Genomic DNA, 14,348 nt, shown 5'->3' on the forward strand with positions numbered 1-14,348 from the left:
CTCACCTCAAACTCTTCATCCGCATGGGGCATAGACGGCATCATGATCTGTCGTGCTGCTGCGCCTGGCCTACCTCGCTGCGACCAACGCCTTCGCCCTCCTTCGCCTGCTGCCGATGAGCGACCGCGACAAGGACATCGAGATCCTTGCGCTCCGACACCAGCTCATGGTTCTGCAACGCCAATTCGGCAGACCGGCCTTCACCGAGACCGACCGCGCCATCCTCGCCGGCCTGCTCCACCACCTCCCGATGCACAAGCTGCACCAGCTCCTTCTCCTGGTACGCCCCGACACGGTCCTGCGCTGGCACCGCAACCTGCTCAAGCAGCAGCATGCCGCGACCTGCGCACCGAGACGGCGTGGACGCCCTCCCACCGTCCGCTCGATCCGCGCCCTGATCCTCCGCATCGCCCGCGAGAACCCCCCGTGGGGGTATCGGCGCATCCATGGCGAGCTCGCGGCCCTGGGGATCAAGGTCGCCGCCTCCACCGTGTGGGAGATCCTCAAGGAGCACGGCATCCCACCCGCTCCGGAACGAGCGAGCACGACGTGGGCGGACTTCCTCCGCCACCAGGCCGGCGCCCTGCTCGCCTGCGACTTCTTCGAAAACCGCACCCTCACCGGGGCACGCCTGTACGTCTTCGCCGTCATCGAGCACTCCACCCGCCGCATCCGGATCCTGGGCACCACAGCACACCCCACCGCGCAGTGGGTGGTACAGCTCGGACGCAACCTCGTCATGGACCTCGAAGACGCAGGCAGCAAGGCCAGCTTCCTGATCCGCGACCGCGACTCCAAGTTCACGGCCGCCTTCGACACGCTGCTGACCGACGCCGGACTGGAGGTCGTCACCACCGGCATCCGGGTACCGCGTATGAACTCCATCATGGAGCGCTGGATCCAGACCTGCCGGCGCGAACTCCTCGACACAACACTGATCTGGAACCAAAGCCATCTCCGCCACACACTCAGGGAGTACGAGATCTTCTACAACGGGCATCGGCCGCACCGGGCTCTCGGCCAAGCCGCTCCACTCCGACCACTCCCCCACCCAAGCGATGAGCCAGCCCAGACCAGACGTCTCGAGGTCCGTCGACGAGATCGACTCGGAGGAACCCTCCACGAGTACCACCATGCCGCCTGACCAGGCCGGATGATTAATCGGGCACCCACACCGTAGCGCTGCGGGCCAGGTCGCCGACGAGGCCGCTTGTGGCGCGTCGCCGTCACCGTTCCAGATCCTCTGGGTGTGCAGTACCGCGTCGGTCACGCGGGCCTCGCGGGCTCGGCTGAGGCGCTGGTCGAGGTCGTCCAGGGCAGCCAGCGCGCTGGCCAGGCGCCGAATAGACGCGCCGTTGCGCAGCGCCCATGCCTGTTCGGCGCGCCGCCCGCGCTCCTGCCGCAGGATCTCTACACGCTCGCTCTGGGTTCGCACCGGGGTGCCGTCCGGCCTGCTGACGGCACCGTTCAGCTGCAGGTGCCGGCGCTCGGCGCACTGACGGCTGCTCATCTCCAGAGCTTCGGCGATCCGCTGCCAGGTGATCTTGTTCTGGCGTGCACGGGTGATCAGGATCCGTTCGTCGTGGTCGAGCTTGTCCCGCAGAATCCGGATCACCTTGAGCGTCGCGAGTACTTCCTCGCTGCCCGCATCCTCGATCAGTGTCGTCTGCGCGTGCCGGACTATGCGGTCGTAGGCGTGTGAGATCTCGTACAGCGTGCGGCGGCCGTTGGGCTCACGGTGCCGTCGCAGGCCCGACTCCAGCAGTTGCGCCCACGCCCGATCCCGGTTGATGGAAGGATCGGGGCCCTGCTCCTGTGATGTCGTCCTCATGATGACTCCATCTGTCGACTGTCGGACGACTCCCCCATCGGAGGCTGATCCACCTGCACGCCGCGTGGTCGCTCAGCCTCCCGGCGAGCGTCAGCCGCCCGCCGCGCCAGCTCACGGGATGCCCGGGAGCGACGGGATCTCACAGCCCCTGCGGCGAATGTGGTCAGGGCCACCAGCAAACCGCCCAGGTACTGAGCGAAAGTACTCTGCAGTAAGTCCATGGACATATACGCGCTAGCCTCGATCTTGCATGACGGTCCGTCGGTTTCTGCGGCGGGCCGTTTCTCTGTTGCGGGCTGGTTGTGAGAATGGTGGTGGCCCGGCTGTCGCGTCGGGTAGGCGCCGGGTTCCACTGCTCCGGTGGGGTGATGCTGTCCGCAGGGACTCGAAGGTGCTGGTCAGCCGGGGTTCGGCAGGGCTTGGAGCCGGTCGGCCGCTGCGGTGATCACGTCGGTCCAGGGCCAGTGCGCCGCGAGGCGGAGGTAGCGGCTGCGGCCGGTGGTGACGAGTTGCGCGGCGGCTGAGAACAGGCGGAAGCGAAGCTTCTTGGATTCCCAGCGGCGGGTCTTGCCGGTCAGGGCGAGCATCGGCATCCAGGCCAGCAGGTCCAGGGCGAGCTGGACGATCTCCAGCCAGATCTGGTTCTGGGCGAGGCCGTGGAGCGGGAGGTTGCGCAGGCCGGTGGAGCGGGCGTCTCGGATGCGGTCCTCGCAGCGGGCGCGCTGGCGGTGGCGCAGTTCGAGCCCGGCGATGGCCTCGCCGGGGGTGTTGGTGGCAAAGCAGGTCAAGCGCATGCCGTCGGCGTCGGTGAAGCGCAGTTGGGCTCCGGGGTGTGGGCGTTCCTTGCGGACGATCAGCCGCATTCCCTTCGGCCACCCCTTCAGGCAGTCTCCGCTGATCTCGGCTACCCAGGCGCCGTCGCGGACCTCGCCACCAGGTTCGACGGCCGGGGTCCAGGCCGATGCTGGGACCTTCAGTACGGTCTGGTGGATGGTGTCGGTGATGGTCATGCCGACCGAGTACGACAGCCACCGGCCCCGCGCCGCGAGCCAGTTGACGAACTCGTGGGTGCCGCCGCCGGAGTCGGTGCGGATCAGTGTGCGGCGCCCGCGCCGGAACCTCTTCGGGAGCTGAGCCAAGGCCTGTTGGGTGGCGGTGATGTGGTCGGCGGCGGTGTTGCTGCCCGCGTTCCCCGCTCGCAGCAGGCCCGCCACCGGTTCACCGGCGCCGCCCGCCCCGTGGTCGACGAAGGCCATGATCGGGTGGTGGCCGAAGGTCCGCTTCCAGGTCGCTGCGGCGTCCTGCTTGTCCGAGTGCGCGATCACCAGTACCCCGTCCAGGTCCACGATCACCTGTCCGCCCTGGTCGGGGGCGGTGTCCCCGGCCAACGCCCAGACATGTTCGCGGACCTGGGCGCGGGCCTGGCGGATCGCGGCCAGCGCGCGCTTCCCGCTGCCGGCAAGCGTGTCGACCAGGCGGGAGATGGTCGGGTCGGAGGCCACTGGCCCGAACACCGCCGGCTCGGCCCGCAGCATGGCGACATCGGACAGGCAGTCCCCGCCCAGCGCCACCGCGAGCGCCATATCCAGCAGGATCTTGCCTGGATCGTGCACCGCCCGCTGCTTTCGCCATGGCGCCAAAGCCGCTGATATCGCACTGTCCAGCCCGGTCTTGCGGACCGTCTCCGCCAGCAGCACGGCCCCGGCCTGGGAGACCACTTGCCGGCCACCGCCCTCGACCCGGACACGGGGGTACGACCCGGTAGTCTTCTTCACCTGAGGAGTGCAGCTTTCCTGACGACGACATGGATCCTAGACAAGTCCCATCGTCCCAGGTCAGATGCGCTCCTCGCTTATTTGATCAAGCATCGGACACCCGCAGTCGCGAAAGCGCGAGGCTAGCGCACGGAACGCGTGCGCGGCCTCCTTCATCGCTGCTCAAGGGGTGAGAACAGACCAACTCATCGGAAGGATGGACATTGCTCTCGCCGGTGGACGCCTTCGAAGTCTGCCGGGTGGTCCTGCCGTCACTCGGCCGTAATGGCGGTCCGTACGTAAAGCGCCACGCTTCGCCACCCTGCGACACCGGATTAACTGGGGCATAGCACGCTTCTTCGAAGGACGGATCTGTCGTGCCGATGCGACGTCGTGGTGTGACCGCAGGGGCCCGTTGAGGACCGGCGGCGCGCTGGCCTCGACAAGCGCCTCACCGAGCACAGCCCCCGCCGCGCCCTGGTCACCGAGTCCGCCCGCGCCGGCAACCCCGACGCTGTCGCGGAGAAGCAGGGCGGATGGGCCAGGGGCAGCCCGTCATGCGCAGGTACCGCAAGCTGGACGACGACTTTACCGAGAACGCCCTGCACGGCGTGCTGTAGTCGCGATGCGGAAGAGCGGGTGCCTACCAATTAGCAGCCAGCCGCACCACCGAGCCTGATTGCGGCGGTAGCCCCGTCGGCAGCACGCCCATGCAGCCTTCGAAGTCGACCGTGCCGCCGGAGAACACCGTGCCGCCGAAGTTGAAGAGTGACCCTCGAACAGCGATCCCCATGAACTGATCGCGACGCCACCGCGCAACACAAGCACCAGGCGGGAACGCAGAACCGGTCGCGCCGGCACCTGTGCGGGTCAGCGGAGTCCGCGGCGGCCGCCGTTGGCCGCGCACCTCGGGCACTACCAGGAGCCCCGCCGCCCGGCAGGCCGCAGCCGGTCTCTGCCACGCCCGGTGCTCATCCGTGCCGGGCAGCCGCCCGGCACTGCCGGGGCGCACCGTGTGCGCCCGCCACCGCGCCATGGAGCTGGACGCGGCCGAAAGGCGGCAGCAGCTGCCTCCGGGGACGGGCGCTATCAGGTGCTATGGATGCGTTCGCGTCGTCTGGTGCGGCGTTCGCAGAAGAGAGGCTGGGCGGTTAGCGACGCTTCTTCTTCCGGCCGGAAAGGGTCAGGCCGAGGAAGGTTTCGGCGACTCGGTGTGCGATATAGACACCCAAGAGCACAGCGAAGGCCGCAGAGCCGATGACGGTCTTGTTGAGGTGCGGCCAACTGATCGCTGTGGTGATGAGTGCGGCGCTATACATGATCATGAGACCGATGACAGCTCGGTTCCGGGAGGTGATGGGTTCACCCTGGACGAGCTTGACGTTCTCCATGGAGCGCAGTGGGGCCTTCAGGTCGGGTCCCCCTTCGAGGAGGAGGCGGATAGTCAGGCTGGCGTCGTTGTGGATTAGCGAAGGGCCGAGGTGGATGCGTGTGCCGTCGTACTCGAGAGCGGGTATGAGTTCGATGCCGGCGGAGTAACGGGTGTCGATATCTTTGACGATGGGTGCGCCCACATCAATGACCAAGGGCCCCTGAGAGAACCGTTCCTTGCCAATGTCGCGGCGGCTCTTGACGGCCAGGGTGAGGAGGGTGATGTACGGGTCGTTGAGGGGGGCGTCGCCGTGGTGCATGGTGAGGCTGGCCAGGCGGGCGTTGGGGGTGAGCAACTGGGTTGTCTCGGTGAGGTCGTAGTAGAGGTAGGTGTCGCGCTCGCTAAAACGGCGGGCGGCCCAGACGCTGATGGGTATAGCTAGGAGGGCAAGGATCAGCGCCCAGAAGCCTATGGCCGGGGCATCTCGTTCCATCCACGATTCAGCGAGCAGCAGCATGTCTGGATCCAACCAATGCCAGCGCCGCAGTGTGGCCAGATCGGCGACATCAGCCGCCCTTGAGTACTCCGTACTGCACCTGACCTGCGCTCGACGCGAACCGGCTCGGGACTGCTGGCGGCGCCGCTGCCACGTCTTGCCGCAGAACCGGCCGGATGGGTACTCCGTAAGTTGTTGTGTGGCCCGGGAGGGCCGGATGTGGCTTATGGGTCCTTGCCGTCAGTGGCTTCCCAGGAGTGGCCGTCCGTCCGGCCCTCCGGGGCGCCCTGGCTGCTGATTGAGATGTGCGCGCCTTGAGCGGTCGCTGATTACGGAGATGACAGCGGGGTGTTCCTCGGGCCGACGGCATGCTGTTCGGAACGAGGAGGGGCAAGTGAGCAAGCGGATGGCCCAGGTCTGGGCCGGTGTCGACGCGGGCAAGGGCCACCACTGGGCGGCGGTGGTCGACGAGACCGGCGCGACGCTCTGGTCGAAGAAGATCGACAACGACGAGTCGGTGATCCTGACCGCGCTCGGCGAGATCCTGGCCCTGGCGGACGAAGTCCACTGGGCGGTGGACATCTCCGGTACGTCCTCCGCGCTGCTGCTGGCGCTTCTCGCAGCGCACGGCCAACGGGCCGTCTACGTGCCCGGCCGCACGGTCAACCGCATGTCCGGGGCCTACCGCGGCGAGGCGAAGACCGACGCCCGCGACGCCTACGTCATCGCCGAAACCGCCCGGCACCGCAACGACTTCTCCACGATCGGCGTGCCCGCCCAGCTGGCCGCCGACCTGGCGCTGCTGACCGCCCACCGCGCCGACCTTGTAGGTGCCGAATATTGCATCCGTGCTTGTCGCAGCCCTGGTTCGGGGTCAGCGGTGCGCGCTGGCAGTTGAGCGTCCGATGCAAGGTGGGCTACTCGTGGAGCCGCCTCGGCCGGCTGCGAGGATGCTCGACTGTGCTGCTGCGACTTCCGTACCTCGCCCTGTCGACCGCCGTCAGCTTCATGCGGCTGCTGCCGATGAGCAATCGCGAGAAAGACCTCGAGATCCTGGCCCTGCGCCACCAACTGGTCGTCCTGCAGCGACAGACAGGCAAGCCGCAACTCACCTGGCCCGACCGGGCACTCCTGGCAGCACTGCTACACCGTCTCCCACACGGGCGGCTGCGTCAGCTCCACCTGATCGTCTCCCCCGACACCGTGCTGCGCTGGCACCGCGAGCTGCTCCGACGCCGCCACGCGAAGGCCTCCCGCCCCAAGCGCCCGGGCCGGCCCCGCACCGTCCGGTCCATCCGCGTCCTGGTCCTGCGGCTCGTGCACGAGAACCCCAGCTGGGGGTACAGACGCGTACACGGCGAACTCGCCGCGCTCGGCATCAAGGTCGCCGCCTCCACCGTGTGGAGCATCCTGAAGGACCACGGCATCCCGCCTGCGCCCGACCGGCAGCACACCACCTGGGCGACTTTCCTCCGCTCCCAGGCCGAAGCCATCCTCGCGGCCGACTTCTTCGAGACCAAGACCCTGACCGGCGCGACCCTGACCGTCCTGACGGTGATCGAGCACGCGACCCGACGCGTCCGCATCCTCGGCGCCACGACGCAGCCGACCGCCGCCTGGGTCACCCAACTCGCCCGCAACCTGGCCATGGACATCCAGGACTCCGGAACGAGGATCAAATACCTCATCCGCGACCGCGACGTGCGCTACCCCACCAGCTTCGACGCCGCGCTCGACGATCAAGGCGTCGAGGTCGTGCAGACCGGGGTGAGGATGCCCCGAATAAACGCAATCATGGAACGCTGGATCCGCTCCTGCCGAGCCGAACTACTCGACCGCACCCTCATCTGGGACCAAGCCCACCTCATGCACGCCCTACGCGAATACGAGCAGTTCCACAACGAACACAGACCCCACCGAGCACTCGCCGGCGCCGCTCCCCTACACCCGCTCCCGAAACCCCTCACATCCGACCGGATCACCCACCTCGACATCCGCAGACACGACCGCCTCCGCGGCATCCTCCACGAGTACCATCACGCCGCCTGACCTGCACGGACATAATTCTCGACACCTACAAGGTCCAGCCCCAGCGCGTATGCCCAGGACAACCGGTCACGCACCGCCTCGGCCGCCTGCCGGTCCGTGAGGTTCTCCGCCATCTGGAACACCGTCACCAACGCCAACCGCCCAGGTGACCAGCCCAGCGGCCCCGTCACCCCGAAAGCGCACGCGAACTCCGCGTCGGCGAACAACTCCCCGAACCGGTCACGCACCGCCACCGGCAGCGGCACCTCCCGACCGTGAAAGCTGGCGCGTACCGCCCTGGCGACCTCCGCCGCAGGCTCAGGCCACGGCTGCGGCACCATCGCCATCCCGGCCCCACCCCCGCGACCGGAGGCAGGCAGAAACCGGCCGCACCACGATCATCTCGCAGACAAACAGCCCGACAGCACACCCAGTCAATGACCACCAGGGTCGAGCAGGGACCCAGGCGTGGGCGGTGTCGTCCCAGAACGGGTGATTGGCCGTGGAGCGTGGACGGCTTTCCGTTGCTGCCGCGGACCGTTACGTCCACGGTCAACTCCTGGTCAGGGGCCGGAGAGTGGCAACGTCGGCAGCTTCGAGGGCCGGGCTCCGGCGCTGAGGCGGTCGGCAATGTGACGGCCTGGAGTAATGTCGGCGCGTGACCGAGGACAACCGCACCCTGCGTTACCCGCACCCGGCGATCACCCCTGGGGAGTTCGAGGAATTTGTCGCGGGGGAGCTGCTTGGCGCGGCGGGGTCGGAGGTGGACGACCTCGTGGTCACCGTGCACGAGAAGATCGGTGGCGCCGATGGTGCGTACGACTTCGACGCCACCGTCCGGTACCGGTTCGCGGGGATGGCCTTCCTGGTGGTCGTCGAGGCAAAGCTGCACCGGAATCCGATCAAGCGTGAACTCGTCCAGGTGCTTCACCAGAAGATCCACAGTGTCGGCGCGCATAAGGGTGTAATGGTTGCCACTTCGCCGTACCAAAGTGGTGCTGTCGAGTTCGCGGCGGCGCATGGTATTGCTTTGGTGACGGTCACCGAGGGCCGCTTCGTGTTCGCGACCAGGGACACCGCGACCGCGCGCCCCACGTTCGTGGCGCATTACAGCGGTGGGGCGGGCTCGCGGAGTCTGGTGCTGTCCGCCGACGACGATGATCATGCGGCTTGTGTCGCGACGTTCCTGTTGGGACGGCCTGCCTGACATCCTCCGGCTACGTGCCGACGTGGATGTGCGACGCCCACGCCGATGGGTCATCCGGCCATCGGTCGCGCATTCGGCGGGTCGCGCTGTGGACAGCCTCGGCAACGCCCGCGCCGTCGGCGATCGCCGAGTAGATCAGGTCGGCGACGTCCACCGCCTGCCAGTCGCCGATCCGCCACAGGGTGCCGATCACGTGCCGATAGCCGGCGAGTTGGAAGGCGGAGGCCAGGTGGATCGCCTCGTCGGCCAGCCGACCGCTGGGACGCGCGGTGGAGCACGCGGACAGGAACGCCAGTTCGGCGTCGTCCATCCGGAGCCTGGCCAGGTCCGTCACGGTGAGCGGCCGGTTGTGGTGGTCGGCCAGCACCAGGCGCCCGGCCGACGGATCGGCCAGGTCGCTGCGCCCGTGGCAGGCGAAGTGTGCCCATCGGGCCCCGGTCAGCGCGTCGAGCACGGCGTCGTGGGTGGCGGCCGTGCCCGTGCGCACGTCGACCTCGCCGGGGAAGTGCTGGCGCAGCACCGCCGTTTCGGCTTCGGCACCCGACAGATCTGCGTATCCACCCGGGGTCTTCGGCATCGCCACCACGACCGCCCGACCGGCACGGGGCGGAGGCGAATCCGCTGCGCGCCGGGAGTGGGCGAACGCCCGGAGCGTCGGGGTGACGGAGCACACCACCCGGTCCAGCACCGTGCGCGGCACGGCGTCGGACGCCGTGTCGTGGTGGCCCGCTGCGTGCAGTGGCAGGAACGACAACAGGTCCGACGGGCACCACCACAGTCGGGGCCAGGACTCGCCGTCGCGCGGCGTCCTGGTGATGCCCACGGCGTCGAGGACTGGACCGGCGACCGTGTCCCACAGCCAACCGAGCGTGCGCGTCATCCGATCCTGGGCGGCGGCTCGGGTCCGCGCGGAGTTGGCGGTGGTGTCCTCGACCGCCCGGAGGAAGTCGCGGACCTCGGCCAGCACGGCGTCGGGCGTGAGCGTGGGCAGCGGCACGGCCGTGACCTCGCCGTCGGCGGGCACGATCAGTGCGTAGGAGCCGTACTGGGACACACTGACGATCACCACCTGGCCTTCGTCCGGCGCGAGGTCTGCTATGGCCGGTGGGCCCAGGAAGCGGTCGAACCCGGGCAGCTTCTGGATGTCCGCGACGAGCCGGTCGAACGCCGTGGCCGTCGCACGTCGCGCCACGACATCGTCCGCAGGACCGGGGGAGTCGAGTTCCGCGCACAGCGCGGTGAACCGGTCGGCCAGCTCCGGGTGGTGCTCGGCCAGCGCGGTGAGGTCGGTGCGGCTGTCCAGCGCCTGGCTCAGCAGCAGGCCGCGGCCCTGCTCGAACAGCTCAACGGCCTGGGCGACCGACCCGACCCGCACGCAGCACGCGGCGGCATCCGACCCGGTCCCGTGCGCGCGGTCGAGCAGGAACTCCTGGTCGCGGCGGGTGAGTTGGCGCGGAACGGTCCGGGCCAAGAGATCGATTGTCGCCTGGTATCCGGCCACGGCCTCCCCCCACCGGCCAGCCGCCGCGGCCAGGCTCCCCCACCCCGCCGCCGCCACCGCGCGGACCCGGGGGGGACCCACGTCGGCCGACGCCGCTTCCCGCGCCGCCGCGAGCGCACCGTCGAGATCCGCGTCGGCACCGGTCCGGGCGTGCCGGTCGCGCAGCGCCCCACCCAGGTTGGCCAGGTACGCGGGGCGGTCCGGGTGATCGGCGGGCGCCTCGGCCACTGCGGCGCGTGCGGCCGCCACCGCCGCATCGAGATCCGCCGGTCGGCCGCTGTGCTCGTACCACCCGCGCAGCACCAGGGCGTGGTTCGACCATGCCAGTGCCCGGGCCGGGTGACCGGGTGGATGCGCCGCGACTGCGGACCGGCTGGCCTCCACCGCCTCGTCCAGATCTGTCGCCTCGCCGCCGATCCTGAACCGCGCCTGCAACGTCCCGGCGAGGTTGGACAGACGTGCCGCCCGGCCGGGGTGCTCGAGCGGGGTGGTGCGCACGGCCTTCCGGCAAACGGCGATCGCCTCGTCCAGGTCCTCGGGGTCGCCTACCGAATCGAAGCGGATCTGCAGGGCGCCGCCCAGGTTCGCCAGCATCAACGCCCGGTCCGGGCCGGTGGCCTGCGCGGCGAGCGCCGCTCGCTGCAGCAGATCGACCGACTCGTCCAGGTCGGTCTGGCTGCCGGTACGCCGGAACCGGGCCAGCAGCGCGGCCCCGAGGTTGCCGAGGAACGCCGGGAGGTGGGGGGAATGCTGCGGTGCGGCGTCGATCGCGGCCCGCCCGGCTTCGACCGCTTCGTCGAGATCCGCGAGCCGGTCGGTGCGTTCGAACAGGGTGCGGAGGGTGTCGCACATGTTGGCCAGGTAGTTGGGGCGGTTGAAGTCGCCGACGGGCGTGGCGGCCACCGCGCTTCGGCCGAGCGCGGCCGCCTCCTCCAGGTCGCCGAGGTCGCCGGTGTTCTTGTAGCGCCGACTCAGTGCGTTGCCGAGGTTGGCCTGCCGCCCGCCGAGTTCGGGGTCCCCGGCCGGGGTCGCCGCCACCGCGGCGCGACCGTGCGCTATCGCGTCGGTGAGGTCCGATCTGTTTCCGAAGTGGACGAACCGGACCAGCAGCAGGTCGCAGAGGGCGGATAGGTGCGAGGCCCGTTCGGAATCGTCGACCGCCGTGGCGACCGCGGCCCGGCACGCCTGGATCGCCTCGTCCTGATCAGCCGGATCCCCGGCGCGTTGGAACCGGGCCGCCAGCAGTTCGCTCAGTTCGGCCGCGTCCGGCCCATCGGGTGGGCTCGAACCGGTGCGCGCTTCCTCGATCCTCCGATCCAGCCCGGCCGCCTGGTCGCCGAAGGCGGTCCTGGTCCGCAGTGCGAGGTCGAGATTGGACACCATCGCGGCGTGGTCGGGGTGATCCGGCCAGCCGGTGACCGCGGCCTGGCCGGCCTCGATGGCGGCATCCAGGTCGGCCTCGCTCGCCAGGTGCTCGAACCGGGTCAGCAGCGCGCTGCCCAGGTTGGACAGGTAGGTGGCGCGGGCGGGCTCGTCGGGTCGGCTGGCCCCGACCGCCGCCCGGCAGAACTCGATCGACTCGGTCAAGTCGGCCGGGAGTTCGGCGCATTCGAACCGGGTCAGCAGCGCGCTGCCCAGGGTGGTCAGGTATCGGGCGTAGTCGGGGTGGTCGGATCCGGCCACGGCGATGGCCCGCCGCAGCAGGGCGACGGACCGGTTCAGCGTGACCGCGTCGTAGTTCTCCTGCGTTTCCCGGAACTGCGCCCGGCCGAGTTTGGCCAGCACCGCGGCCCCGTCCGGCTCGGCCGGCGGTTTGTCGTCCCACAGTTCGCCGATCGGCTCGGGAACGGCGCCGTCGCCCAGCGGGTACAAGGGGGCGAGCAGATCCAGCGCGATCATCAGCTCCGGGTCGTCGTCCACCGTGCCACGGGCAGCGAACCGCGACCAGAACAGCCAGCCCGCAGTCTGCGCAATCTCGATGTCCTCGACCGGATCGGGCACCGAACAGAGCAGATCCACCACCTGGCCAATCGCGTCGGAGCCGAGTACGACCTCCGGCGCACGAGTGGTGGTGAACCGGTCGACCCGCCTGCGGACCTGCCGAATCCGATGATCCCTCGCCGAGCCCCGTCCGGGCCCCTCGTCGAGTTCCACCTCCGGGTCCGGATTACGTTTCGAGCCGGTCTCCTCGGCAGGATGCCGCGCGGCCGATTCGAGATCAGACCCGATCACCGAACGGACCGGATCGTCTTCCGCTAAATCATCCAGTGCGCCGACGCCGGTGGCCTCGATGTCTGCCAGAGCCTTCCGGGCATCCGAAAGCGCTTGCGCGTCTTCGGATTTAGTGAACGCGGTCCGCAGAGTGGCGATCAGGCCGTTCACGTGGTCGACCAGTTCCGGGTGGCCGTCGGGCACCTCGGTGACCGCGGCCCGACCTGCCGCAATGGCCTCGCGCAAACTGTCGGGATCACCGGTCCGTCTGAACAGCATGTGCAGGCTGATCCCGAGGTTGGACTGGAATCGAGTGTGCCACGGATGATCGACCGGAATCGCCGCAAGAGCCTTTCGGTTGGCCGAAACGGCGTCGCCCAGCGTCCGCAGATCATCGGTCTCGTCGAACTGGGCCAGCAGCGAGCTCCCGAGGTTGGACAGGCTCGCAGCCCGCAGGGGACGGCCGTCGGGGATCGCCGCGACGGCACGACGACCGGCCGCAACGGCATCGTCCAATGCCTGCCGGTCGCCGGTATGGTCGTACAGCGCGCGCAGCGTGTTCCCAAGGTTGGTCAGGCAGCCGGCTTTGCCGGGATGCCCGTCGGGGATGGCGGCATCGACCTGGCGGTGGGCGACGACCGCCTCGTGGAGCAGGTTCGCGTCTCCGGTGACTTCGAACAGTTCCCGCAGGCTCACGCCGAGGTTGGCCAGGACGTCCCGCCGGGCAGTGTGGTTGGCGGGCAGGAAGGCCGTCGCGGCGCGCCCGATGGCGACCGCCTCCGTCAGCGCAGCGCGATCCCCGGTGTGCTCGTACAACAACTGCAGCCTCCCGCCGAGGCTCGACATGCTCCCCGCCCGACCGGGATCGTCCTCCGGCATGCTCTCCAACGCCGCCCGGCCGACCGTGATCGCCTCCCGCAACATGGCGGTGCCGCCGTTCGCTTCGAACGCGACGCGCAGGGTATTTCCCAGGTTGGACAGGCAGGCGGCCCGGTCGGGATCGCCGACCGGAATCGCGGCGACCGCATCCCGCCCGGCGGTGATCGCCTCGTCGATGGCCCGCTCATCCCCGGCGTGCTCGTGCAGCATTTGGAGCGCGACGCCCAGATTGGACAGGCGACCGGCTCGGATGGCCCCGTCCCCTGGGGTCGCGGCCACTGCGGACCGGGCCAGCTCCACCGACTTACGCAGCATGCTGACGACCCCAGTGCGCTCGAACAGGGACCGCAGCGAAAGCCCGACTTCGCCGGCATGTTCGGGGTACTCGGGATCGCGTTCGTCCATTACCTCGAGCAGTGTCAGGCCCACGCTCACCGCCTCCTGGAGCACGTCCGCGTCGCCGGTCTCGTCGGCCAGCGCGGACGCCGCGTGATGCATGTTCGACAGGCACGGCCCGTACATCGGGTGGTCCTCCGGAACGGCGGACAACGCCATCCGGAACAGGTGAACAGCCTTCTCCAATGCCGCCAGGTCACCGTCGCGTCGGAACCAGCCGACCAATTCCACACCCTGGTCGGTACAGACGGCCGGGTCCACCCGCCCACCCTTGCGCTTACGCTTCTTGGGGCGACGGGCCTGTTCGGCGTACAAGCTGCGCAATTGCTCCGGCACCGCATCCGGGTCGGCCTGGTACACCGGCTGGTAGAGGATCGCAGCCATGCGCAGATCCTCGTCACATTCATCGACCGGCAGCGCCTGAACCCGCAGCCAGTACAGCTCGCCGACGGCCCGCAGCACCTCCAGGTCGGAGTCCTCACCGGACCCGAGCACCCGGGCCAGCAGGGCACCCGCCTCTTCCAACGCTTCCGGCGCCAGCACCCATCGTGTATGACCGGTCTCGACAGCATGCGCGGTCCGCACCCGCACGGCCGCGAGCAACTTCTCCCGCACAAACACCGCCCCCTGCCCCAACCGGCAGCAGTCTACCGAGACCGCCGATCAACGAGGG

Annotated in this window: 8 protein-coding genes and 2 pseudogenes; 5 read left to right on the top strand and 5 right to left on the bottom strand. The window is 69.2% G+C overall.

The genetic code is table 11. From position 1 onward, the window contains the following. The first annotated feature begins 52 nt into the window (after nucleotides 1-52). Nucleotides 53-1,144, top strand: a complete 1,092-nt coding sequence (locus OG900_06740) for an integrase core domain-containing protein (protein WUH89846.1) — start codon at nucleotides 53-55, stop codon at nucleotides 1,142-1,144. Between the two features lie 105 nt (nucleotides 1,145-1,249). After that, the gene (locus OG900_06745) at nucleotides 1,250-1,702 is read left to right on the top strand and encodes a hypothetical protein (GenBank protein WUH89847.1); all 453 of its coding nucleotides are present in this window, start codon (nucleotides 1,250-1,252) and stop codon (nucleotides 1,700-1,702) included. Nucleotides 1,703-2,229: 527 nt separating this feature from the next. Here OG900_06745 and OG900_06750 read toward each other — a convergent pair. From OG900_06750 to OG900_06760, 3 genes are all read right to left on the bottom strand, one after another. Next, nucleotides 2,230-3,606, bottom strand: coding sequence for an IS1380 family transposase (locus tag OG900_06750; protein ID WUH89848.1), 1,377 nt, complete (start codon nucleotides 3,604-3,606; stop codon nucleotides 2,230-2,232). A gap of 622 nt (nucleotides 3,607-4,228) precedes the next feature. Beyond that, complete coding sequence (locus OG900_06755; protein ID WUH89849.1) at nucleotides 4,229-4,378, bottom strand: hypothetical protein; 150 nt, start codon at nucleotides 4,376-4,378, stop codon at nucleotides 4,229-4,231. 358 nt (nucleotides 4,379-4,736) lie between these two features. Further along, nucleotides 4,737-5,474, bottom strand: coding sequence for a hypothetical protein (locus tag OG900_06760; GenBank protein ID WUH89850.1), 738 nt, complete (start codon nucleotides 5,472-5,474; stop codon nucleotides 4,737-4,739). 385 nt (nucleotides 5,475-5,859) lie between these two features. Between OG900_06760 and OG900_06765 the strand changes: the two are divergent. Beyond that, a pseudogene (locus OG900_06765) lies at nucleotides 5,860-6,282 on the top strand (IS110 family transposase). Between the two features lie 131 nt (nucleotides 6,283-6,413). Next, on the top strand, nucleotides 6,414-7,502 hold the full coding sequence (locus OG900_06770) for an integrase core domain-containing protein (GenBank protein WUH89851.1): 1,089 nt from the start codon (nucleotides 6,414-6,416) through the stop codon (nucleotides 7,500-7,502). A 29-nt stretch (nucleotides 7,503-7,531) separates the two neighbouring features. On the opposite strand, the pseudogene OG900_06775 reads toward OG900_06770, so the two are convergent. Further along, a pseudogene (locus tag OG900_06775) lies at nucleotides 7,532-7,822 on the bottom strand (transposase). 317 nt (nucleotides 7,823-8,139) lie between these two features. On the opposite strand from OG900_06775, the gene OG900_06780 reads away from it, so the two are divergent. Next, nucleotides 8,140-8,688 (top strand): restriction endonuclease, encoded by a 549-nt coding sequence (locus OG900_06780; GenBank protein ID WUH89852.1) that lies wholly within the window; start codon nucleotides 8,140-8,142, stop codon nucleotides 8,686-8,688. Nucleotides 8,689-8,698: 10 nt separating this feature from the next. On the opposite strand, the gene OG900_06785 is transcribed toward OG900_06780, so the two are convergent. After that, on the bottom strand, nucleotides 8,699-14,290 hold the full coding sequence (locus OG900_06785; protein WUH89853.1) for a CHAT domain-containing protein: 5,592 nt from the start codon (nucleotides 14,288-14,290) through the stop codon (nucleotides 8,699-8,701). Nucleotides 14,291-14,348 lie beyond the last annotated feature (58 nt).

It is taken from the genome of Streptomyces sp. NBC_00433 (assembly GCA_036015235.1).
In the GTDB taxonomy this organism is placed as follows: Bacteria; Actinomycetota; Actinomycetes; order Streptomycetales; family Streptomycetaceae; genus Actinacidiphila.